Consider the following 23,215-nt stretch of genomic DNA (forward strand, 5'->3'; position numbering starts at 1 on the left):
AAAGGCGTAAAGGAGCAGTTATGGGTTTCAGTCACTTGTCTAACCTCGAATGTGGGCGCTGCGGGGCCGAACACGACAGCGAGCGCCCGCAGAACCTGTGCACGAGGTGCGGGTCGCCGCTGCTCGCCCGCTACGACCTGACGGCCGTCCGCGCCTCTGTGAGACCTGAGGAGTTCGCACGCCGTTCTCCCGACCTGTGGCGTTACCACGAACTGCTTCCTGTCAGGAGCCCGCAGACGGTGACCACCCTCGGCGAGGGGATGACGCCGCTGTCGCCGATGACGCGGTACGGCGAGCGGATCGGCCTGCCGCGGCTTCTGATGAAGGACGAGGGACTGATCCCCACCGGGTCGTTCAAGGCCCGCGGCGCCGCGGTCGGGGTGTCCCGGGCGGCCGAGCTGGGGGTCGAGCGGCTCGCCATACCGACCAACGGCAACGCCGGCGCGGCCTGGGCCCTCTACGGCGCCCGGGCCGGACTGACGACCACCATCGTCATGCCTGTGGACGCACCGGAGATCACCCGCCGGGAGTGCGTGGCCTCCGGGGCGGACCTGCACCTGGTGGACGGCCTGATCAGCGACGCCGGACGGATCGTCGGCGAGGTGGTGGCGGCCTCGGAGGGCCGGGTCTTCGACGCCTCGACGCTCAAGGAGCCCTATCGGATCGAGGGCAAAAAAACCATGATGCTCGAGATCGCCGAGCAGCTCGGCTGGCGGACGCCCGACGTGATCCTCTACCCGACGGGCGGCGGGGTGGGCCTGATCGGCATCCACAAGGCTCTGGGGGAGTTGCGGGAACTGGGCTGGATCTCGGGTCCGCCGCCCAGACTGGTCGCCGTCCAGGCCGAGGGGTGCGCGCCGATCGTCCGGGCGTTCGAGCAGGGGGAGCGGGAGAGCCGCTACTGGGAGGGCGCCCGGACGGTGGCGTTCGGCATCAACGTGCCCAAGCCCCTCGGCGACTTCCTCATCCTGGACGCGCTGGCGGAGACGTCGGGGACCGCGGTCACGGTCACCGACGACGAGTTGCTCGCGGAGTTGCGTGAGGTCGCGGCGGCGGAAGGAGCGTTCGTCTGCCCGGAGGGGGCCGCGGCCTTCGCGGCGGCCCGGAAACTGCGCCGGTCGGGCTGGATCGACCCCACTGAGCAGGTGGTGGTGCTGAACACCGGAGCCGGGATCAAGTATCCGGGGACGGTCCCGGTGGACGCGCCGGTCCTGGCCGCGGACGGCCGTCTCGTCTGACGAGCGGACGCCCATCTCGCCTGACGAGAAGGGCATGCGCCCGCCCTGGTCACCGAGTGCGCCGACCAGGGCGGGCGCTTTTGTCGGTATGACGACCAGATTCCCGAATTGAAACGTTTGTGTGTCGTGGGTCTTTACATCGGCTCGCCGAATGGATTAGAACGAGATTCATCCGATGTTAGCCAGACCATCACGGGCTGCGAAGCCACGCTTACGGTGAACCATGCCCAGGATGCAATGCATTCATCGGATCACTGCTTCATAGTGCGTCAGCCCTGGAGGGCACTGTGCAGATCACCCCCCGTCGCCGGGTCCCCATCCGGCGCACTCTCTCGCTCTGGTCGGCGCTGCTCGCCGCGCTGGCCGGGCTCGTCGTCGTCGACTCCAGTACGGCCGAGGCCGCCGCGGCGGCGACGACGGCCTGGCTGGACGGAGCGTTCCACCTTGATTCGGACGGAGTCGTCAGCCGTTCCGACCTCGTCCTCGGACAGCCGAACGTGGACCCCATCGCTTCCATGCCGCTCGGCAACGGGTCGCTGGGCGTGTCGGCGTGGGCGGCGGGCGGTTTCACCGCGCAGCTCAACCGCTCCGACACCATGCCGGACCGCAAGTCGCCCGGTCAGCTCAACATCCCGGGCCTGTCTGTGATCACGCACGCCGCCGACTTCAGCGGGCGGCTGGACCTGACGGACGGCGTGCTGCGGGAGTCCGGCGGCGGCATGTCGCTGAAGGCGTGGGTGTCGGCGGAGAAGGACGAGCTGATCGTCGACGTCTCCGGCGCGAACCCCGACATCGCGCAGACGGCCACGATCAACCTGTGGCAGGGCCGCAAGCCGGCCGCCGCGGTGTCCGGCGCGATCGGCACGCTCGCCGAGACCTGGGTGGACGGAAATCCCTCGATCGGCAGCGGGAAGACGTTCGGCTCGCTGGCCGCCATCACCGCGGGCGGCCGGGACGTGACGGCCACCGTCGCGAGTCCCACGCAGGTGAAGGTCGCCTTCAAGCCGCACGCCGACGGCACGTTCCGCGTCGTCGTGGCGTCCCCCGGGTGGACCGGGGGCGACGCCGCCGAGACCGCGTCCACGGTGATCGGCGAGGACGCGACCGTGCGCGTGGAGAAGCTGATGCGCGCGCAGGACCGCTGGTGGAACCGCTTCTGGTCGCACACCGGCCTGGTCAGGATGGACTCGGCGGACGGCAGGGCCGCGTACATCGAGAACCTGCGCACGCTCTACCTCTACGAGGAAGCGGCCTCCATGAAGGAGGGCATCTACCCCGGCAGCCAGGCCGGCGAGGCGGACATGTTCGCCTGGAACAAGGACACCCAGACCTGGACGCCGTCGGCGTACTGGCTGTGGAACCTGCGCACGCAGATCGCGGCGAACATGAGCTCGGGCAACTACCACCTGAACAAGCCGATCTTCGACATGTACTCCGACGACCTGGCCGACATCGAGGCCTGGACCAAGCTCGCGATGGGCGGCCTGCCCGGCGCCTGTGTGTCGGAGACCATGCGCTTCAACGGCAACGGCATCGAGATCAACGGCAACGGCAGCTGCAGCCAGGCGAGCGCTCCCAACTGGAACGCGCTGAACATCACCAGCGGCCCCGAGGTCGCCATGTACATGTGGCAGCAGTACCAGGCCACCGGCGACCGCAAGATGCTGAAGAAGTACTGGCCGTTCATCAAGTCCACCGCGGTGTTCCTGCTCGCGTACCAGAAGGTGGGCGCGGACGGCCTGCTGCACGCCAACGCGAACGCGCACGAGACCCAGTGGTCGGTCAACGACCCGACCACCGACATCGCCGCCGACCTCGTGCTCTTCCCGATCATCGAGCAGGCCGCGAAGGAGCTCGGCACCGACAAGAAGGCCGACGCCGACCTGGTCCAGCAGGCCAGGAAGGCCCTGACGCAGATCCCGCCGTACCCGCGGACCGACCAGGCCACCCGTACGCAGCTGCTGAACCCGCACTACACCGCGGCCGAGACGGAGGCCGCCGACGCGACCGGCACCGACATGATCGCCATCTCCTACGAGCCCGCCGCGGCGCGCAGGAACGGCGAGAACATCGAGCTCGAGCCGCTCTGGCCGTGGAACACGGTGAGCGACCAGGACGCGAACCTGTTCGCCCTCGAGCAGCGCAGCTACGCCCACCGGCCCAACAAGGGCGGCAACGACTGGACGATGGACGCGATCCACGCGGCGAGGCTGCAGAACGCCGCCGAGGTGCGTGACAACCTGATCTCGATCACCCAGGGGCACCAGGTGTACCCGAACGGGTTCGCCGACCTCGGCAACACCGTCGGCTACCAGCCCTACATCGAGCAGGCTTCCGGCGTCGCGACCGCGGTGAACGAGGCGCTCGCGCAGGACTACGACGGCATCATCCGCTTCGCGCCCGCGTGGCCGTCCGACTGGGACGTCAGCGGCAGCGTCTACATCCGGGACAAGGGCAAGGTCGACGTCCAGGTGCAGGGCGGCCGCCTCGTCACCGCCGCGATCGAGGCCGGGGCCACCGGCACGCTGCGGGTCAAGAACCCGTGGCCGGGGCAGCAGGTCGAGGTCGTCGACGGCAAGCACGGCCGCAAGGTGGTGGCGTCCGGCAGCCAGGACATCCTGAACGTCCCGGTGAAGTCGGGCAAGACCTACCTCGTGCAGCAGGTCTCCGCGCCCACGACCGAGCTTCCGTACGCGGAGGTCACCGGCAGCGCGGCGACCGCGGCGAAGCACCTGGGCAAGGTGCAACTCGGCCTCGACGCGACCGCGCAGTCCGGCACCGCCACGGTCGGCACGGTCCTCGGCGGCGCCAACCGCGGGTACGGCCTGACCCAGGTCGACTACAGCGGCTCGGCCGGCGCCACCACGACGGCCGGGGACGTGAGCGGCCTGACGGCGCGCACCACCGGCGCCGGCGACGACGGCAGCGACATGTACTTCGATGTCGGCGACGACGTGGCCGCGACCGGCGCGTACGACGGCAAGGTGACGGTGTCCTACTTCGACACCGGCACGGGCGACGTCTCCGTGCAGGTGGACGCGGGACCCCAGGACCGCTACCACGTCGCCGGCGTCATCACGCTGACCGGCAGCGGCACCTGGAAGACCGCCGAGGTGCCCTTCACCGGCGCCTACTTCGGCGGGCTGCAGAACGCGGGAGCCGACCTGCGGCTGCACGCCGGCCACCCGATCACCGTGCACAGCGCGGGCGTGACCGTGACCGGGCCCTGGGTGCCGAACAGGCGCGCGTTCCCGCCGGCGCCGGCGATCACCACCCCGCGTGGCGGTGAGACGGTCAAGCTCGCCTCGTCCATCGCGGGCACCACGATCCCGAATGGTGCCGTGACCGTCCGCGAGGGGCAGACCGCGCTGTGCACCGGCACGGCGGACGGCAACGGCGCCTGGAGCTGCGCTCCGAGCGGCGGGCTGACGGCCACCCGGCACACCGTGACCGCGGCGGTCGCCGACACGACCGGGCTCGCCGGTGACTCCTCGGCGGCCGTCGCCTTCGAGGCCTCCGACCTCCCGCCCGGCACGGCCCTGGTCGGCTCGGTCGTCGGACCGACCAACTACGCGTACGGGATGAGCGAGGACGAGCGGCCCTCCGGCGGCTTCGACGGGCCGACGACCGCCTCGGTGATCGACGGTCTCACCGCGCGCACCAGCACGCAGAGCAACATCTACTTCGACATCGACGACTCGATCGCCCACGCCGGGTTCTACTCGGCGACGTTCACCATCTCCTACTACGACCAGGGCTCGGGCTCGTTCGCCGTGCACTACGACAACGGCAGCTCCGACCCGTACAAGTCGACGGCGAGCATCCCGCTGACCGGGACCAACACCTGGAAGACGGCGACGGTCAGCGCCTCCGACGCCTACTTCGGCGGCAAGCAGCACTCCGCCGCGGACTTCCGGCTCCGCAACGGGGGCGGCCAGGTGACGGTGCACAGCGTCGTCGTGAAGATCAGCGGCAACGGCGTGCCCAACGTCACCCACTTCGCCCCGCCGGTGAAGATCACCTCGCCGGAGCCGGGCGCGACCGTCACGGGCCCTGCGGCCGTCTCGGGAACGAGCGAGCCGGACGCGAAGGTGACCGTGACGGCGGAGGGGGCGCCGGTCTGCACGGCCACCGCCTCTGACGACGGCACCTGGACCTGCACAGCGTCCACCGCCCTGGCCGCAGGGCAGCACACGCTCACCGCGACGGCCGAGGACGTGACCCGCACGCCCGCGGCGGCGGCGACCGTGGCGGTCACCGTGCAGTAGCAGTACAAGGCCCGTCCGGCGACCGCGGCCGCGGTCGCCGGACGGCCACAGCGTCTTCAGGCCGATGCCCCCGGAGCCCCGGGGGCATCGGCCCTTGTCGTGTCTCCCCAGCGGGCGACCGGACCGTGGGCCGGCGAAGGGCCGGGGCCGGCCCCGCGGTTCATGACACGGAGGATCGCGCCCAGTTCCTCGCGCCGGTTGACGCCGATCCGCTCGTAGACGTGGACCAGAGTGTTGGCCACGGTCCGGATGGAGAGCGTGAGCCGTTCGGCGATGTCCCGGTTGCTCAGGCCGGACGCCGCCAGATGGGCGATCTCCCGCTGCCTGGCGGTCAGCTCGGGGACGGCCAGGCCGGCCAGTGCGGGAGTGCGGGCGCCGTCGCAACGACCCGCGAGCGCCCACGCCCGGGTCTCCGCGGCGCGCTCGGCCCTGACCACGCCCATGAGGCGATATCCCCGCGCCGCCTGAGCGGACGCCTCCGCCGCGTGCAGCAGCAGTCCCAGGCGCTCGAACGCCTCAGAGACCGCGTCGAGCTCCCGTGGGACGGGTCCGCCGTCGCCCATGGCCCGGGCGTGGCGGGCGAAGACCGGCGCCAGCGCGCCGCCGATCCGGCCGGCCAACCGGTCGAGCCGATCGGAGACGAGCTCGGCCGCCCCCAGCCTGACCAGGTCGTGCAGGGCGAACAACGCGTACGCGGGCAGGTCGCGCGCCGCCTCGGCGGTGCCGTGCGCCGCCGCCACCGCCCCCGTGACGTCGCCGCGTGCGGCCAGCACCCACGGTTCGGCGAGCCGGAAGGCGAACTCCGCCTGATGGCCGACCTTGAGGGCGAGCTCGTTGGAGAGGTCCATGGTCGCCTGGACGGCGGCCACGTCACCCGTCAGCGCGTAGGCGTGCGCCAGCTCCGCCAGGCACGGCCCGGCGTGCAGGGTCCGGCCCCGCAACCCTCCCAGCCCCTGCCTGCACCACCGGATCGCCTCGGCCGGCTGCCCGCGGAGCCTGCAGACCTGCGCCCGCAGGGCGCCCGCGCCGACGACGGCACGGCTCCAACCGCCGTGGTCCTCGCCGATCCGGTATCCGATCTCGGCGTACCGCCAGGCCGCCGCGAGATCCCCGGTCATCACCGCCGCGACGGCGCCCGGGACGACGAGGGCCATCGTGATCGTGGGCAGCGCCTCCGGAAGTCCGCCGATCGTCGCGAGAGTCCTGTCGACGAGCGCCAGGGCCTGCTCGCCCCGGCCCTCGTGGGGCAGGACGTTGGCCTCCATCGCCGCCAGTCCGATGGCCACCGCCGGGCTGGGCGGCCCCATCCGGAGGACCTGCTCGATCGTCCGCCTGGTCTGGGAGAACCTCCCCATGAAGTGCTCGATCGCGGTTCTGATGATCAGGGCGCCCTGGCGCGGCTCCGGTTCGGTCATCGCCGCGGCCGCGGACTCCAGGACCTCGCACGCCTCCTCCCCGCGGCCGTACCCCCACACGAGGTTGAGGGCGTGCACTCGCGCGAAGTCCGCGCGCGTCATGTCGTCCATCGGCTCGGCGGCGAGGCCGAGCAGCACCGCCTCGGTCTCGTCGTACCGGTCCGAGTAGGTGAGCACGCTCGCCAGCAGGACGCCCGCCGGGACCCCGCCCCCGGCCGCCAGCGCGGCGCGGCCGAGGCGGACGGCCAGTTCGAGGTCGCGGCGCGACCTCGCGGTGCGGCAGGCACGCATGAGCGGCGCGGGATCGTCCGCCGTCGCACTGTCCAGCCGCCAGACCGCGACCCGCAGCGCGTCCTCGCCGCTGTCCGATCCGGCCGCCTCGACCGCGTCCGCCAGGCGGCTCAGCACCTCGCGCGTGCGCAGCTCCCCGCATCCGGCCCGGATCACCTCGCCGTAGAGCGGGTGCGCGAGCCGTACGGACAGGTCCTCGGGGGACACCGTGACCAGCTGCCGGTCCTCCAGCCCGCGCACCGTCTCCATCGGGGCGAGCCCGGCAAGCAGCCCGGCCGCGAGGGGCTCGCCGTAGGCGACGAATTCCAGGGCCTCGCGTTCGGCGGGGGTGATCTCACCGATGCGGCCCTCCACCAGTTCGCGCAGCCGCGTCGTCACCGAGATCTCACCCTGCCAGCGCCACACGCCGTGCCGCTCGGCCAGCGCCGAGCTCGATTCACCGGCGAGCACGAGTTCACGCAGGAACAGCACGTTGCCGCCGCCGGCCCGCCACAACCGCCGGACCGTGGGGCCTTCCACCTCGCCGCCGAGCGCACCGGTCAGGACGCGTCCCGCCTCCTCGAGCTCGAGCGGACCGAGCTCGATCCGCTGGAGCAGGTCGTCCTTCCACAGCGCCGTCACGGCGTCGGGCGCGCGCTCACCGCTGCGTACGGTCGCCAGCACCCGGGCCCGCCCGCTGACCACCAGATGCAGCACCAGCGCGGCGGAGGCCGAATCGAGGAGGTGGGCGTCGTCCACCAGCAGCAGGGGCCTTCTCCCGGGGAGGGCGTCGGCCGCCCATCGGATCATGTTGCCCTCGGGCGGGTGCGGCGGCAGGAGATGCGCCATCGCGCCCAGGGGGATGCCGGACGCGGCGGCGGTGGCGAGGACCCGGACGAGATCGCCGGCCTCGCCCACGGCCTCGGCCGCCAGGCGGCTCTTGCCCACGCCCGCCGGCCCGGCGAGGACGGCGCCTCCGGTGCTCAGCGCCGACCGGATAGCGGCGAGCTGGGCCGCCCGGCCATGGAAAGGCCAGAGGGTTCGCACAGCGAGCATGGTAAGCCGGAGCCCGAATCTTGAGTAGGGCCGTACTCATGCGGAACGGGGCTCGTGCCGCGACAGTCGACGCATGACCACGCTCTCGCCGAATGTCGATCTGACCGATCTGGTACGCACCTGTCTCGACGAAAAGGACGCCGAGGTCGAGTCCGTCCACGTCGAGGTCATCGACCGTGTTTCCGGCACGCCCTCCACGGGAGGTCTGCGCCGGGTGTCGGGGACGACGGCCTGCGGTCCGCGCTGGTCGTTCTTCGTGAAGTCCATCCACGCGGCACGGCACTGGCCGGACATCGGAATCGTCCCCGAGGCCTACCGGGCGACGTTCGACGCCGAGTTCCCCTGGCGCGCGGAGGCCGACGTCTACGACTCCGGCCTGCCGCTCCCCGAAGGCCTGCGGCTGCCGCGCCTGTACTTCGTCGACGACCTGGGCGACGACCGGCTCGACCTGTGGATGGAGGACGTCCGGATCGCGCCCGGCGAATGGGATCTGACCCGCTACACGGCGGCGGCCCGAGCGCTGGGCGGACTGGCCGCGCTGCGGCCCGCGGACGGTCCCGGCACCACGCCCGGCTTCCGGACGTACGTGCGGAACAGAGTCGTCCAGGGGGCGCTGCCCGCCTTGCGCGAGCCTTCGCTCTGGCGGCACCCGCTCGTCGCGCCTTACGCCGACGGCCTGCTGCGGATGGACCTCGACATCCTGGGCCACCGGATCCCCGATCTGCTCGACGCGGCCGACCGGCTGCCGCACACCATGGCGCACGGTGACGCGAGCCCGGAGAACCTGCTCGTGCCCGCCGACGCTCCCGGAGAGTTCGTCGCCATCGACTGGGGCTGGCAGACGCCCGTCCCCGTCGGGTTCGACCTCGGGCAACTGCTCGTCGGCCGCGCCCACCAGGGAATGATCGAGCCCGGCGAACTGCCCGCCGTCCATCGGGCGATCCAGACCGGCTACGCGCAGGGCCTCGCGGACGGAGGCATGGCGGACGACCACCTGGCGGCCGGCCACGTCACCACCATGGTGCTCCGCAGCGCCTTCACCGCCATCCCCGTCGAACGGCTGGGCGACCCGGTCACGCCGCAGACGCACGAGCTCTTCCGCAAGAGGGTCGGACTGGCCCGGTTCCTCGCCGACCTCGGCCTCGCGCTGTGACCCGGTGCGGGTCGAGGACCGGCACACCACCCGAGGAGGACGGCCGATGCAGGCCATTCGAGCGGCTCGCCTGTTCGACGGCGACCAGACGGTTCTCACCGGCGATCCCACGGTGATCGTCGACGCGGGCCGCATCGTGTCCGTACGGCACGGCGCCGCCGTACCGGCCGAGGCGGATCTGGTCGATCTCGGCGACGCGACACTGCTGCCCGGGCTGATCGACGCCCATGTGCATCTCGCGTTCGACGCCGGCGCGGACCCGGTCGGCGGCCTCGCCGCCCGCGACGACGCCGAGGTGCTCGAGGGGATGAGGGCCGCGGCCCGCACCGCTCTGGCCGCGGGCGTCACCACCATCCGTGACCTGGGCGACCGCGGTTACCTCGCGCTGGTGTTGCGCGAGGAGTTCGCCCGAGCTCCGGCGGTAGGCCCGCACGTGCTGGCTGCGGGACCGCCCATCACCACGCCGCTCGGTCACTGCTGGTACCTCGGCGGCGAGGCCGAAGGGGTCGAAGGCGTACGGGCGGAGGTCCGCGCCCACGCCGAACGCGGGGTGGACGTCATCAAGATCATGGCGAGCGGCGGCGAACTCACGCCGGGCACGCGTTCCCACCGGTCCCAGTACGGGCTCGACGAGTTGCGGGCGGCGGTCGCCGAGGCCCACCGGCTGGGGCTGCCGATAACCGCGCACGCCCACGCGGGCCAGGCGATCGCCGACGCCGTGGAGGCCGGCGTCGACTCGATCGAGCACTGCACGTTCCTCACCGAGGACGGCGTCGAGCCCCTGCCCGAGGTGATCGAGGCGATCGCCCGCGCGGGCGTCGTGGTGTCCCTGACGCTCGGGACGCGGCCGGGAAGCACGCCGCCACCCCGCATCGCCGCCCGGATGGCCGCGATGATCGACCTGTTCGCGCTGCTCAGGAAGGCCGGGGTCCCCATCGTGTGCGGCACCGACGCCGGGATCGGCCCGCCGAAGCCGCACGACGTCCTGCCGCACGCGGTCGGCGCGCTGGTGAGCATGCTCGGCTGGTCTCCGGCGGAGGCGCTGCGCACGGTCACGTCGCTCGCGGCCGGGGTGTGCCGGCTCGAGCATCGCAAGGGGCGCCTCGCGCCCGGGATGGACGCCGACATCCTCGCGGTGGCCGGAGACCCGTTCGCCGACCCGGCGGCGCTGCTCGACGTGCGGGCGGTCTTCCGGCAGGGGCACCGGGTCCGGTGAACCGCCGGCGGCTATCGGCGCAGGAGCAGCATGGCCGCGTCGTCCTCGAGAGGGCCCCCGACGTGCTGCAGCAGATCGGCACGCAGGCACTCCAGAGCCGCCTGCGGATCCTCGGACCGCAGCAGGCCCGTCCGCTCGCCGAGCGGATAGAACGCGCCGCCGCCGTCCCGGGCCTCGATCACCCCGTCGGTGTAGAAGAGGATCTGGTCGCCGTCGGCGAAGGGGACCTCGTACGGCTTGGGCCTGGTCTGCTCGAACGTGGTCAGCCCGATCGGCACGGCTTCCTCGGGGGGCTCCGCCACGTGGACCGTGCCGTCGCGGCGCAGGACGAGAGGGGCGGGGTGACCCCAGTTGATGAGGGAGACCGTGTCGTGGCGGACCTCGGCGAGTATGGCGGTGACGAACTTCTCCCCGGACAGGTGACGGATGATGCTGGTCTCCATCTGGTCGGCGACGGCGGGTAACTCCTCCTTGTCGTAGGCGGCCTCCCGGAAGGCGCCGAGAACCCACGCCGCCGTCTCGACCGCGTCGAGCCCCTTGCCCTGTACGTCGCCGATCAGCAGCCGGACCCCCTGAGGCGTGGTGGCCACCTCGTACAGGTCGCCGCCGATCTGCGCCTCCGCGGCGGCGGAGGTGTAGGACAGGGCGATGCGCATGTTCCCGGCCTGGCGGGGGACCGGGCGGAGCAGCACGCGCTGGGCGGCCTCGGCGACGAGGCGGACGTTGGCGAGCTCCCGTTCACGCTCGATTCGCAGGCGGCTCGCGAGCATGCTCGCGCCGGTGATTGCGACGATCGTGGTGAGGATGACGTAGTTCTGCGTTCGGCCCAGCATGTGGTTGTAGGCGGCCAGCGGGACCGAGAGCGCGAGCGCGATCCCGCCGACCAGGGCGGTGCGCCGTACGCTTCCGGAGACCGAGGCGAACGTCGGGCCCAGGGTGAGCAGCGACAGGAAGCCGAGAGTGGGACCGTTGAGCAGATCGATGAACGCGACCGCCGCCATGACGGCGAACGGCAGCGACCTGAGTAGTTTCTGCGAATGCGTCTGCAGTGGCGCCAGAGCCCCTTTCCGCGTCGTCCGACCGGACCCCCTGGCGCCACTAAAGCACAGCGAACGGTGACGCAGCAGCCACTTCGGGTCATGACCGCCGCCTCAGTGGCCTGCATTTATATCGTCGGTGCCGCTCGATGCGACTTTGTCGGCATTAGTACCTTTCGACTCCTGGGCGCGGCCGAGGGACGTTCTCGCGGCGGAAGACCGGCATCATGCGCGGGGCCACGCCGGACTGGTCACGGCACTAGATTCTGACCGCCCCGGGCCGGCGGTCCTCGATCACGAACGAGGCGAACGTCGTCGCGGTCGCATCGGCCCGGCTGACCGTCGGGACCATCCGCAGGTAGGTCCGCCACTCATGCGCGTTCAGCTCGCAGGTCACGTAGCTGCGTCGGTCGCCGTCGAAGAACCTGATGTGCTTTGGGAACGGGCTACCCGATGGCGGCGTTCCACCGGCCGCGCCGGAGGTGGATCACCCCGTCCGGTGTGACGCTCACCAGCGCGCCGTACAGCGGCAGTGACCCGTGCTGGAGCGGAGCTCCCACGCGTCCTCGACGATGTCGAGCACCGGGAAGCGGCCGCGGGCGACCGTGTCGCCATCGGCGGTGGCCGCCGTCTCCACGAGGTCGGCCATGCCGGGCGGGTAGTCCGCGCCCGCCCGGGTCCGCATGAACATCGCCCAGTCGCGTTCGACCTGGCCTACCGCGCCGCCGTCGTCGGTCTTGGTCGCGGTGATGATGAGCGAGGTGTTCGAGATGGTCGTCGCGAGGCGGCCTCCGGTGTTGAGCGCGGCCAGCCACGACGCCGGAATCGGGCACACGGACACCGTGGCCACGATCCTGTCGAAGCGGCCCGGCAGGTCACCGGTCGCGTCGACGGTCACGACCCACGGCTTGAGGTCGAGTTCGGCGAGCCGGTCGCCGGCGGCCGCGACGAGATAGGGGTCGACGTCGACGGACGTGACCCTGTCGGCGCCGACTCGGGAGGCGAGGACGGCCGTGCCGTACCCGGTTCCGGTGCCGACATCCAGGACCGTGTCGTTGTCCCCGATGCGGGCGTGCCGGTACATCTGCAGCAGCAGGCCGGGCAGCGTCGACGACGACGTCGGAACCCCGCCCGGGTGGTCGTCCGGCTGCGCGTGGTCGGCGTGCAGGGAGGCGACCCGGGTGACGAGCGTTCGGTCCTGGTAGGCGGCCGACAGCCACGCCTGCGGGGCGGCAGGACCGTGGCGGAGCTCCCACTGGTCGTTGGCCCACGCCCACCAGGCGGGCACGAACAGGTGGCGGGGCGTGCTGGCGATGGCAGCCCGCCACCGCGAACCCCGGTGGGTGACGCGGTCGGCGAGCTGCTGCGCGTGAGGGTGCCAGTCCATCTTCACGAGTCTGAGGCAGCCGCACCCATACCGGGAGCCAAGCCCTCCGCGCGGTGGGCGGGCGGCGGCGGAACCACCCGCGCAACCTCGAACGCGACCTGAACGTCACGACCGCTGGCGTGCCGGCGGCGGTCTACGTCTACGAGACGGACGGCTCGACCAGGCTCCTGGCGGGTGCCTTCGATGTGTCCCTTGTTGGTAGCGCGGTATCGTGCCATTTCGCTTTTCGGGCATCTCCACGTGCGGTCGTGGACGCGAGATGCGGTCACCGCTTTCAGCGATCCCGGAGACTCTGCGATTATCACCGCAGGGGATCAGCAACAGGAGGAGCACGGATGTCTCTCATGCCGAGCGCGGAAGGCGGCGGAGCACTGCGTCGGGTGAGTGTCACGGCAGGTCGGCTGCTCCTGGTGCTCGCGCTCGTCGCGGTGATCCTCTGGCTGCTCTACGTGGTCCGCACGGTGGCCATTTCCGTGGTGTTCGCGGTGTTCATCTCCGCGCTGCTGCTCCCTCCGGCGCGCTGGCTCAGGGCGCGCGGCCTCAACCGCGCACTGTCGACCGCGACCGTGTTCTTCGGCGGCCTCGTGTTCGTGGCCGGTCTGGTCGCGCTGCTCGTGCCGCCCACGGTGAGCGGCCTGTCCGAGCTCAGCACGAGCGTCGACAAGGCCACCGCCAACCTGCAGTCCCTCGCCGCATCCTTCGGCCTGAACGAGGCCAAGCTCGCCGACCTCGTCACGCAGTTCCGCGAGTACATCAGCCATCAGGGCGGGCAGATCGCCTCCGGAGCCCTCGCCGGGGCGCGGACGGTCGGTGAGATCGTCGTCGGTGCGGTGCTGGCTTTCATCCTGGCCATCTACATGGTCCACGGGGCCGACCGGCTGGCCACCTGGATCACCGACCTGGCGCCGCGGCATCGGGCGCCCATCCTCACCACGGGCCGGGTGGTGTTCGACGTCGTCGGCCGTTATGTCCGCGGTGTGGCGATCGTGGGCTTCGTCGACGCGTTCTTCATCGGCAGCGCCCTGTGGATCCTGGGTGTGCCGATCGCGCTGCCGCTGGCCGTGCTCACCTTCGTCGGGGCCTTCCTCCCCGTCATCGGCGCGTTCCTGGCCGGGCTGCTCGCGGCGGTGGTCGCGTTCGTGGCCAAGGGCTGGCTGGTGGCCGTGATCGTGGTCGCGGTCACCATCCTGGTCCAGCAGCTCGAAGGGCACGTGCTGGCCCCCCAGATCTACGGGAGGGCGCTCGAGCTGCCCGGAGCGGTCATCCTCGTGGTCATCGCGGTGGGCGGCGTCGTCGCCGGCATCATCGGCGCGTTCCTCGCCGCGCCCGTCGCGTCCGTCATCGTGGCGCTCATCCGGGCCCGGCAGGGACAGGAGCCGGCCGTCGAAGGTCCACCGCAACCCCCCGCGGCTCCGCCCGGAACACCGGCGGGTCCGGCACAGCCGCCTGCCGGCCCGGATGAATCACCCGCCGGTCCGACGCCGCCGTCTGCGGCTCCGGGCCCGGCGCACCCTGCGACATCCTGACGCGGGGTGCCTGCGGGCACCCGTGCGACGCGGATGCGTCCACCGTGGTCACCTACGTGTGGCCGCGATGAGGCGCCCGGCGCCCTGGTTGAGGAGATCGGCCGCGACCCGCGATCCGAGCGTGGCCGGGTCGGCCGGGTCACCCACGGCGTGTGAGCGGACGAACTGGGAGCCGTCGCGGTCGAACACCATCCCGAACAGCGACATCCGCCCGTCCGGGGTCGTGGTGGCGTACCCGGCGATCGGGGAGTTGCAGTGGCCGCGCAGCAGGTGCAGCATCGACCGCTCCGCCAGGATGTGCCCCGCCGTCGCCGGGTGGTTGAGCTCGTCGAGCATCCGCATGACCGGGGCGTCGGCCGTGCGCGCCTGAACGCCGATGACGCCGGCCCCGACCGGCGGGACGATGCTGACCACACCCTCGCCGCGGGTGTGGAACTCCACGGGCAGGATCTCGGTGATCTGGTCGGCCAGGCCCAGGCGCCGGAGGCCGGCGCGGGCCAGGATGAGCGCCGCGAACGGGCCGTCCTTCTCTCGAAGCCTGTCCAGGCGGCTGTCCACGTTGCCGCGGATCGGCTGCGTGCGCAGGTCGGGCCGGTGGATGCACAGTTGCGCGCGCCGCCGCACCGAGCCGGTGCCGATGAGCGACCCGGCCGGGATGTCGGCCAGGGGGGTGCCGTCGCGGGACACGATGACGTCGTGGACGTCCTCGCGTTCGAGGTGGGCCCCGAACGCCGTGCCTTCGGGCAGCGGGACGTCGCCGGGGACGTCCTTGACACAGTGCACGGCGACGTCGACCTCCCCGCCGACGAGCGACCGGTCGATCTGCTTGGTGAACGCGGCCTTGCCACCGACCTCGGACAGGTCGCCGGACCACAGGTCGCTCGTCACCCGGATGGGCACGACCTCGGTTGTGACGCCGAACTCGCCGATCAGCGCGGCGACCCGCTCCGCCTGGGTCATGGCGAGCACGGACGTGCGCGTGCCGATCCGCAGGGGCGCACCGGCGAAACGCTCGGCGAGCGCGGCGTGGATGTTCATGAGGACATTGCTCCTGATGATGGGCGCTTTGTCGCGTTGCCGATCAGGCGGTGCGAGTGCGGTGACCATCATCGCGGCGGGTGAGCTCGCCTCCCCGGCCGGGGCGTCCGCCCGGCGGGCCGCACCGCGTCGCCGCAGGTCGTTCCGCGTACGGCCGCGACGACGATCCCCGCCCCGCCCAATGCGAGGCGGGGATCCCGTCGTGTCAGCCGGCGTGCCGCGCCGTGCAGGGGCGGCCGCCGCAGACGTCGACCACCACGCCGTACCTGAGGAAGTCCGCCTTCTGCCGGCGTGCCGTCGCGTCGGCACGCGGGTCCTCATGGGAGTCGGTGCCGTACTGCTCGCCCAGCGGAGGCGTGTTGGTCACCGGGGGAGCGGGCGTTCCGCTGTCCCAGACCACGATCGCCGACCCTCCGTACGGCCGGTCCGGGAGGGCCGGGATGCCCCAGTACGGCGTGACGTCGGGATTGCGGCCCGCCGCGATCGCGGGCCGGTGGATGCGGGCGCCGATCGTCCGCGCCTCGACCTCGGCCGTGACCGCCGACACCTGGTGGTCGCCGAACGCCACGTGCATCAGGACGCGGTGCCGCGGTGAGCCGGGGAGGGGGTCGTCGCCGAGATGCTGGGCGTATCCGTTGGTCTCGGCCCGGTCCCACAGGATCTGGATCAGCGCGAAGCAGAGCTGCTGGTCCAGCTTGTCGGGATAGTAGCCGTCCATGACCTGCTGGAACGGCTGGAAGTCCACGCTCCGGTTGAGCAGGGTGCTGTAGTTCATCCCGGAGACGCCGAGCACTCCCCGGCTCACGTCCGGCGACACGGCGACCAGCGCCCCGCCCGCGATGGCGCCCTGGCTGTTGCCGTCATACGCCAGGTCCGCGTGCCGGTCGATCAGCGAGCGTCCCCTGGCGTCCTGGAACGCGGGGTCGTCCGCCAGCCCGTTTTTGGTGATCATCATGCGGCCGAGGAACACGAAGTTCACCAGGCTCTGCTGGAGCCGGTCCGCGACGGTGTCGAAGCGGGAGAAGTCGGCGAACACCCCGCTGACGTTCGCGATGTCCTCGTCGGCCATGCCGATCCATTTGGTGGCGCAGAACAGGAAGTCGTGCTCTCCGGCCATGGCCCTGACATTGGAGGCCCTGACCTCCGTGGCCCTGCCGAGCAGGCCGTGGCCGTACAGGGAGGGGCGCGCCGGTTTGCTGAACGCGGCGCGCGGGATCTCGCACTGGAACTGGGCGCGCAGGTCGTCGCCGAACGGCTCCGGCCTGCCGTACGCGTCGCGGTTCAGCACGGAACCGGGCGGGCCGCCCGCCTGGTCGAGGAAGTTGGGGACGAGGAACTCGCCCGTGACCTCACGCGCGATGTTCGGGTCCTGCTGCGGGGTGAAGTCGGTGACGGTCGTGACCGTGAACTCGGGCGACCGGCCGTGCAACCGGCTGAGCGCCTGATCCCGCATTCGCAGCACAGGCCCGGCGAGACCCTGTTCGCTGGCGACGGTGAAGTCCCAGGCCAGGTAGAGGTTCTTGGTGCTCACGCCCGCGCGGGCGACGTCGTGGAGGGTGCGCCGGAGCGCGGCCTGCCGCCGGGCCAGCGGGTCCTTGGAGGGGAGCGTCCCGCCGGCGAGGCGGGTGAACGTCCCGGGGGCGGCGATCGTGGATCCGGAGGCGTCCCTGAGGTTCCTCAGGACGACGGCGTAGCGATGACCCTCCCGGAAGTTCTTCGCGGGGCGGATGATCAGCGCCTGCCGCGCCGGGTCGGTGGCGTTGGCGTCGAGTTCCGCCCAGTACGGCCACCGCTCACCCGTCCGGGTGTCGACGATGACGATCGGGGCGTCCCGCTTCAGCGACCTCGCGACGTCCGTCACCGGTGCGGCGCCGGTCGCGCCGAGGTCGAGGCCGGGGATGTGCGCGAGCAGCATCGAGCCGGGCGAGAAACCGTCCGAGAGGTTCCACGCGGCCGGGTCGATGCCCTTGCCCGCCGCGTTCTTGGGCGTCATCGCGCTGGACAGGTTCAGCCGGAGACCGGTCGGGGTGTGGGCGCTCGTCGTGAACCAGTCGTTCGGGAAGGGGAGCAGGCAGTCCGTTCCCGCGATCGGATCGCAACCGGAGCCGGGCGGAGGCTGCGACGGGGCGGACCCGGCCGACGCGGGGGACGTGGGAGCCGTGGCGGACGCGGACGGCGCGAGTGTGGCCGAGCCCGCGATCACCGATGTTGTCAGGGTCAAGATGGAGAGTGCTCGTCGTAAGCGCACATGCCCTCCCGGTCCGTGCTACTCCGTTGAAGGTGACACCTGCGCTGTGATCTTTCAGCGGAAATGATCAGATTGCAATGATCTGTCACAAACCGCCGGTCAGCCCTGCGGGCAATTCAGGCACTTTGTCCTATTTACACCCTTATGGTGCTGTGTGTACCTTTGGCCTCCACGGCACACGTATCGATGACCCCCGACGTCGGATTCGTTGCCGGTTCGTTGCCCAGACCGCGTGTCAACGGCGGGACCCCGTCCCGCCCGGAGCGCGCGGCCGCCGAATCCGCACCTCGCGGAACCGGGGACCCACCTCTCTGGGGTGAATCGGAGCGCTGACCCCCAGTCGGCCGTACCGTAGGGCACTTCCTGCCCGAACCCGTCAGCTAACCCGGTAGGCGGCATGGAAGCAAGGAGTCAACCCCTACATGTCCACCCACCGGATCTCCTCGACCACCCGTCCTCTCATCAACCGCCTGCGCGCCGTCGCGGGTGTCGCCGCGGCCGCGTCGGTCGCCCTCGCCGCCGTCGCCGTTCCGGCGCACGCCACTCCGCTCACCTACGGGCAAGACGTCTCCGGCTACGAGTCGGACCACGACTGGAACGCGAGCTCCGCGGAGTTCGGCATCGTCAAGGCCACCGAAGGCCTGGACTTCCTCGACTCCGCGTTCGACCGGCACTGGCAGGAGCTGGCCAAGAAGGGCATCGTGCGCGGCGCGTACCACTACGGCCACCCGGCCAACGACCCCGTCGCCGAGGCCGACCACTTCCTCTCCGTGGTGAACGCGCAGCCCGCCAAGCCCGGCGACCTGCTGGTGCTGGACCTCGAGACGACCGACGGCGAGTCCGTCGACGACGTCAACGCCTGGGCGAGGAAGTGGCTGGAGTACGTGAAGGCCAAGACCGGCGTCACGCCGATGTTCTACAGCGGCTGGGACTTCGCCGACACCTACGGCCACGGCCTGTCCGGTTACCCCCTGTGGGTGGCTTACTACGGCAGGGCCAAGGGTGACGTGACACCGCCGGCCGACTGGAAGACCTGGACCATTCACCAGTACACCGACACCCCCATCGACCAGAACGTCTCCGCCCTGACCCCACAGCAGCTGCGGGCCCTCGGCCGCCCCTGAGCGGCCCGCGGCGTCTCACGGCCGTCGCCCGATCCCCGGTGCCGATCGCAGGGGGTCGGGCGACGGTCGTTTCCGCCGCGCTCGACGCCCTTCCCTCCGGGCGAATCCGTGCACCTCGCGGCAGGCGTCGACCGCCTGCGGGCGGCCCGTGTCAGCGGCTCTCGCCGGGATCGTCGAACAGCATGGTCTCCACCCGCCGCCGGTAGTCGTGGTAGATCTGCCGGTACCGCTCGACGGCGCCGGCGCGGTCGCCCCGTTCGAGCAGCTCGAGGGTCTGGCGGTAGCCGTCCAGCCACACGGTCCACACGTCGCTCTCCGTGGTGAGGGCCAGCACTCGCAGAGTGCGGGCGACCACCAGGTCCACGTGGGTCTGCAGCTCCCTGTTGCCGCTCGCCATGATGACGACCGTGCTGAAGTCCGCCCCCGCGGCGGTGGCGGCCGTCAGGTTGCCCCGGCGCAGGTTGTCGGCGAACTCGTCGAGCTTGACGTGCAGGACCGCGAGGTGCTCGTCGGTGATGTTGTCCACGCCCCACTCGAAACCGGCGCAGGCCAGCACCATCATCACGTCGATCAGCTCGAGCGCGCTCTTCTGCGTCACCTGGGTGACCTGCCGCGTCCGGTTGGGGGAGATGTCGATCAGCCCCTCGGCGGCGAGCTGGGTGATCGCCTCCCGCACCGGGGTGATGCTGACGCCCAGCCGCGCCGCGATCTCCGCGTCCTTGATCAGCGCGCCCGGCTTCAGCAGGCCGGTGATGATCTCCTCGCGCAGTCGGCGGAGGACTGCTTCTTTCCGTGTGAGCGGTAGCGCAAAGGACATGGCGTTGCTCTCGGTCAGGGGGAGCTGACGCGGCCATACTACGATCTCCCGCCCGGGTCCCCCGTGGCGTCAGGCGGCATTCGTGGCCGGTCGCGGTCCGTTCCGGATCCGTGCCGGCACGGCGCGGCCGCCGTGGGCGGACTCCGGCCCGCCCACGGCGCAGACGCGCGCGCTCGCTCAGGCGAGGGCCCGCTTGAGACGGTCGATCCGCGCGGCCCAGATCCGGCGCGAAAGCGCGGCCTCGGGCGCGAACGTCTCCGAGGCGTGGTAGCTGCCCGGGCTCACGTGAAGCTCCGCCGGGACGCCCGCCTGCATGAGCCGCTGCGCGAACGCGATGTCCTCGTCCCGGAACAGGTCGACCGTGCCGACGTCGATGAAGGCCGGGGGCAGGCCCGACAGGTCCACGGCCCGCGCCGGGGCCGCGTACTGGTCGGCCTGCTTGCCGCCGAGGTACCAGGCCCAGGCTTCGATGTTGCCCGCCCGGTCCCAGATCCCGACGTCGGTGATCTCGTGACTGGACGGCGTCTCGTTCCGGTCGTCGATCATCGGGTAGATCGGCATCATGAACGTCAGTGCCGGGCCGCCGCGGTCCCGAGCCAGCAGCGCCGTGCCGATGGTCAGCCCGCCGCCGGCGCTGGCGCCGTAGATCGCCATTCGCCGCGGGTCGACACCCAGCTCGGCGGCGTTCTTCGCCATCCACACGAGGCCGGCGTAGCAGTCCTCGACCGGGGCGGGATGGGGGTGCTCGGGGGAGAGGCGGTACTCGACGGAGACCACGACGGCGCCGACCTGGTCGCAGATCATCGTCGCACTGGGGTCCTCGCCCTCGACGCTGCCGAGGATCATGCCTCCGCCGTGGATGTAGTAGATGCCGGGCAGCGGGCCGGAGGCGCCCACCGGCCGGTAGATCCGGACGGTGACGTCGGGCTCCCCGGCCGGACCGAGGACGGTCCGGTCCTCCTTGGCGACACCGGGGTTGTCGGGCACCTCGAGGGCGCCCAGCATGCCTTCGACGGCGGCTCGGCGCGTGACGATGTCGGGGATGGCGTTGAAGCCGCCGGGCATCAGCTCGAGCAGCGCGTCCAGGGGCACGCGGCTCTCGGGGTCGATCAGATCACGACGGGACATGGGCCCTCCAAAGGGTGGGGGAATCCGATGGGATGCGGCGTCGAACGGTCGCGGTGGACGGACGGGCGTGGGTTCTCGCCTGGTGTGGGTTCTCACCTGGTCGGACGGGGCGTGCCGTCTCACCCGGCGGGTGGATGCGGCGTCTCACCCGGCGGACGGGCTCCGCGGTCCCGGCCCGGCGGAGGAGAGGGAGAAGCCCTCGTAGCCCCGGGCGGCGACCTCGTCGCACTTCTTGCGGTACTCCCCGACGCCGCCGGCGTACGGCATGAACACCCGGGGCTTGCCCGGCACGTTCGCGCCCATGTACCAGGAGTTCGCCTTCGGGTAGAGGGTGAAGCTGCCGATGAGGTTCACGTGGTCCACCCAGGCGTCCTGGGCCTGCGGTTCGGGCTCGATGGTCGCGATGCCGTGACGGTCGAGGTGGCCGATCGCGTCCGCCACCCAGTCGACGTGCTGCTCGATCGAGACGACCATGTTCGACAACACCGACGGGCTGCCGGGTCCGGTGATCATGAACATGTTCGGGAACCCGGCGGAGCTGATCCCGAGGTAGGTGCGGGGGCCGGCGCTCCACGTCTCCTTGAGCGAGACTCCTCCCCGGCCCCTGATGTCCACGTTCGTCAGCGCCCCCGTCATCGCGTCGAACCCGGTCGCGTAGACGATCGCGTCGAACGCGTACTCCCCGGCGGAGGTGCGGACGCCTCCTTCCGTGATCTCCACGATGGGCGTGCGCCGCAGGTTGACCAGGTGCACGTTGTCCCGGTTGTACGTCTCGTAGTAGTCGGTGTCGAGGCAGGGGCGCTTGGTCCCGAAGGGGTATTCGGGGCAGAGGTCCTCGGCGGTCCGCGGGTCCTTGACGATCTGGTGGATCTTGCGGTGGACGAATCGTTTCGCCGTGTCGTTGGCCTCCAGGTCGACGGCGAGATCGGTGTACGCGGTCAGGAGGTTGACCAGGCTGCCGCTCTCCCACGCCGCCTCGAAGGCCGCGTCGCGCTCCTCGTCGGACACCTCGAGCGCGGACTTCGTCGCGGGCACGGTGGGGACGCCGAATCCCGACTCCCTCTGGGCCTTGCGGAAGGCCCGGTAGCCGGCCTTCATGCCGGCGATCTCGTCGGGACGCAGCCTGCGGTTACGGGCCGGGAGGCTGTAGGCCGGGGTGCGCTGGAAGACGGTGAGGTCGGCGGCCTGCCCGGCGATGACGGGGATCGACTGCACACCTGAGGATCCGGTGCCGATGACGCCGACCCGCATGCCGCCGAAGTCCACGTCCTCCTGCGGCCAGTGCGCGGTGTGGAAGGTGGCGCCGCGGAAACGGTCGAGGCCGGGGACCTCGGGCAGCTTCGAGAACGACAGGCAACCGGTCGCCATGACCAGGAAGCGGGCGGTGACGGCGTCCCCGCGGTCGGTGCGGACCAGCCAGGTCGCGTCGCGCTCGTCGTACGCGGCGGCCGTCACGCGCGTTCCGAAGAAGATGTCCCGGCGCAGGTCGAACCGGTCGGCGACATGCCGCGCGTACCGGAGGATCTCCGGCTGTGTGGGATAGCGCTCCTCCCACTCGTACTCCTGCTCGAGCTCCTCCGAGAACGAGAACGAGTACGCGAGGCTCTCCACGTCGACGCGGGCGCCTGGATAGCGGTTCCAGTACCAGGTGCCGCCGACGTCGGCGCCGGCCTCGAACACGACGGCGGACAGGTTCATCTCGCGGAGCCTGTGCAGCAGGTACATGCCCGAGAAGCCGGCGCCGACGACGGCGACGTCCACGGTGCCGGGCACGGCCCGCGGGCCGGACTGCGTTTCTTCGTCAGGTACGGACACTGGTCCTCCTGGGGGCGGTGGACACGATGTACGGGTGTGACGCCGGCCATGGCCGGCGTCCGGCCATGAGGGCGTGCGTCATCATCGGGCGGCGGGGAGGGCGACGTCCTCCCTCGCACGCTCGTCTGGACGGTGAGATGTGCCGGGCCTCGCCCGAGTGGTCACGACGGACCGGGCTTCACGGCCGGCGGGAGACGGAGCGGTGAAGAGGCCTTCCGGCCGGTAGCGCCGGGGCTACAGAGGTGTAGCGGCTTCGACGCACCGCTGGGTGCGGGGCGTGTCGTTGCCGGGGCGCGGGGCGGGTCGTCTCCGAGGACGACGGCGCGGGCCCTGACCGCGGCTCGCGGCATGCGCCCGGCGGTGGCATGGCCCCCGTGCCTCGCGGTCGGTCCGTGTGCCCGGTCCGGGGGCGTCTCGCGCGGCGGCCGCCCGCCACCGGCTGTGGTTCGTCTGAGGAATGCGGTCCCTGCCGTGCGTAG

Annotated in this window: 15 protein-coding genes and 1 riboswitch; of the genes, 6 read left to right on the forward strand and 9 right to left on the reverse strand. The window is 71.4% G+C overall.

Annotated elements, in window-relative coordinates; all coding sequences use genetic code 11:
- Positions 1–20 precede the first annotated feature (20 nt).
- Positions 21–1,238 (forward strand): threonine synthase, encoded by a 1,218-nt coding sequence (locus tag Pph01_RS31115; RefSeq protein ID WP_204076741.1) that lies wholly within the window; start codon positions 21–23, stop codon positions 1,236–1,238.
- A gap of 287 nt (positions 1,239–1,525) precedes the next feature.
- The gene (locus Pph01_RS31120; RefSeq protein ID WP_204076742.1) at positions 1,526–5,506 is read left to right on the forward strand and encodes an Ig-like domain-containing protein; all 3,981 of its coding nucleotides are present in this window, start codon (positions 1,526–1,528) and stop codon (positions 5,504–5,506) included.
- Between the two features lie 56 nt (positions 5,507–5,562).
- On the opposite strand, the gene Pph01_RS31125 is transcribed toward Pph01_RS31120, so the two are convergent.
- Positions 5,563–8,238, reverse strand: coding sequence for a LuxR C-terminal-related transcriptional regulator (locus Pph01_RS31125; protein WP_204076743.1), 2,676 nt, complete (start codon positions 8,236–8,238; stop codon positions 5,563–5,565).
- An 82-nt stretch (positions 8,239–8,320) separates the two neighbouring features.
- Here Pph01_RS31125 and Pph01_RS31130 point away from each other — a divergent pair, with 82 nt between their 5' ends.
- Positions 8,321–9,400 (forward strand): phosphotransferase, encoded by a 1,080-nt coding sequence (locus Pph01_RS31130; protein WP_204076744.1) that lies wholly within the window; start codon positions 8,321–8,323, stop codon positions 9,398–9,400.
- Positions 9,401–9,446: 46 nt separating this feature from the next.
- Positions 9,447–10,616, forward strand: a complete 1,170-nt coding sequence (locus Pph01_RS31135; protein WP_204076745.1) for an amidohydrolase family protein — start codon at positions 9,447–9,449, stop codon at positions 10,614–10,616.
- An 11-nt stretch (positions 10,617–10,627) separates the two neighbouring features.
- Here the strand turns inward: Pph01_RS31135 and Pph01_RS31140 are convergent, their stop codons facing one another.
- The 3 genes from Pph01_RS31140 to Pph01_RS31150 form a co-directional block, all read right to left on the reverse strand.
- Positions 10,628–11,617 (reverse strand): PP2C family protein-serine/threonine phosphatase, encoded by a 990-nt coding sequence (locus Pph01_RS31140; RefSeq protein ID WP_204076746.1) that lies wholly within the window; start codon positions 11,615–11,617, stop codon positions 10,628–10,630.
- A gap of 295 nt (positions 11,618–11,912) precedes the next feature.
- Positions 11,913–12,050, reverse strand: coding sequence for a hypothetical protein (locus tag Pph01_RS31145; RefSeq protein ID WP_204076747.1), 138 nt, complete (start codon positions 12,048–12,050; stop codon positions 11,913–11,915).
- Positions 12,051–12,161: 111 nt separating this feature from the next.
- Positions 12,162–13,040, reverse strand: a complete 879-nt coding sequence (locus Pph01_RS31150) for a methyltransferase domain-containing protein (RefSeq protein WP_204076748.1) — start codon at positions 13,038–13,040, stop codon at positions 12,162–12,164.
- Between the two features lie 335 nt (positions 13,041–13,375).
- On the opposite strand from Pph01_RS31150, the gene Pph01_RS31155 reads away from it, so the two are divergent.
- Positions 13,376–14,566: an AI-2E family transporter gene (locus tag Pph01_RS31155; RefSeq protein WP_204076749.1), complete on the forward strand. Its 1,191-nt coding sequence runs from the start codon at positions 13,376–13,378 to the stop codon at positions 14,564–14,566.
- Between the two features lie 48 nt (positions 14,567–14,614).
- Here the strand turns inward: Pph01_RS31155 and hemC are convergent, their stop codons facing one another.
- Positions 14,615–15,604 carry a hydroxymethylbilane synthase gene (gene hemC, locus Pph01_RS31160; RefSeq protein WP_204076750.1) on the reverse strand — a complete coding sequence of 330 codons (990 nt, stop codon included), beginning with the start codon at positions 15,602–15,604 and terminating at the stop codon, positions 14,615–14,617.
- 205 nt (positions 15,605–15,809) lie between these two features.
- Positions 15,810–17,825, reverse strand: a complete 2,016-nt coding sequence (locus tag Pph01_RS31165; RefSeq protein WP_204076751.1) for a hypothetical protein — start codon at positions 17,823–17,825, stop codon at positions 15,810–15,812.
- Between the two features lie 289 nt (positions 17,826–18,114).
- Positions 18,115–18,262: riboswitch (cyclic di-AMP (ydaO/yuaA leader) on the forward strand.
- A gap of 12 nt (positions 18,263–18,274) precedes the next feature.
- Between Pph01_RS31165 and Pph01_RS31170 the strand changes: the two genes are divergently transcribed.
- Positions 18,275–18,976, forward strand: a complete 702-nt coding sequence (locus tag Pph01_RS31170; RefSeq protein WP_204076752.1) for a glycoside hydrolase family 25 protein — start codon at positions 18,275–18,277, stop codon at positions 18,974–18,976.
- Positions 18,977–19,127: 151 nt separating this feature from the next.
- Here the strand turns inward: Pph01_RS31170 and Pph01_RS31175 are convergent, their stop codons facing one another.
- From Pph01_RS31175 to Pph01_RS31185, 3 genes are all read right to left on the reverse strand, one after another.
- On the reverse strand, positions 19,128–19,793 hold the full coding sequence (locus tag Pph01_RS31175; RefSeq protein WP_204076753.1) for a GntR family transcriptional regulator: 666 nt from the start codon (positions 19,791–19,793) through the stop codon (positions 19,128–19,130).
- Between the two features lie 177 nt (positions 19,794–19,970).
- Complete coding sequence (locus tag Pph01_RS31180) at positions 19,971–20,921, reverse strand: alpha/beta hydrolase (protein ID WP_204076754.1); 951 nt, start codon at positions 20,919–20,921, stop codon at positions 19,971–19,973.
- Positions 20,922–21,065: 144 nt separating this feature from the next.
- Entirely contained in the window at positions 21,066–22,736 is a 1,671-nt protein-coding gene (locus Pph01_RS31185) for a flavin-containing monooxygenase (RefSeq protein ID WP_275412891.1), read from the reverse strand.
- Positions 22,737–23,215: the final 479 nt, after the last annotated feature.

Source organism: Planotetraspora phitsanulokensis (genome assembly GCF_016863295.1).
Classification (GTDB): domain Bacteria; phylum Actinomycetota; class Actinomycetes; order Streptosporangiales; family Streptosporangiaceae; genus Planotetraspora; species Planotetraspora phitsanulokensis.

Bases quoted from the DNA above. Each gene is read 5' to 3' on its own strand.
- Pph01_RS31115 (WP_204076741.1), top strand. From the start codon at position 21: ATGGGTTTCAGTCACTTGTCTAACCTCGAATGTGGGCGCTGCGGGGCC.
- Pph01_RS31130 (WP_204076744.1), top strand. From the start codon at position 8,321: ATGACCACGCTCTCGCCGAATGTCGATCTGACCGATCTGGTACGCACC.
- Pph01_RS31135 (WP_204076745.1), top strand. From the start codon at position 9,447: ATGCAGGCCATTCGAGCGGCTCGCCTGTTCGACGGCGACCAGACGGTT.
- Pph01_RS31140 (WP_204076746.1), bottom strand. From the start codon at position 11,617: ATGGCGGCGGTCGCGTTCATCGATCTGCTCAACGGTCCCACTCTCGGC.
- Pph01_RS31150 (WP_204076748.1), bottom strand. From the start codon at position 13,040: ATGGACTGGCACCCTCACGCGCAGCAGCTCGCCGACCGCGTCACCCAC.
- Pph01_RS31155 (WP_204076749.1), top strand. From the start codon at position 13,376: ATGTCTCTCATGCCGAGCGCGGAAGGCGGCGGAGCACTGCGTCGGGTG.
- hemC (WP_204076750.1), bottom strand. From the start codon at position 15,604: ATGAACATCCACGCCGCGCTCGCCGAGCGTTTCGCCGGTGCGCCCCTG.
- Pph01_RS31170 (WP_204076752.1), top strand. From the start codon at position 18,275: ATGTCCACCCACCGGATCTCCTCGACCACCCGTCCTCTCATCAACCGC.
- Pph01_RS31175 (WP_204076753.1), bottom strand. From the start codon at position 19,793: ATGTCCTTTGCGCTACCGCTCACACGGAAAGAAGCAGTCCTCCGCCGA.
- Pph01_RS31180 (WP_204076754.1), bottom strand. From the start codon at position 20,921: ATGTCCCGTCGTGATCTGATCGACCCCGAGAGCCGCGTGCCCCTGGAC.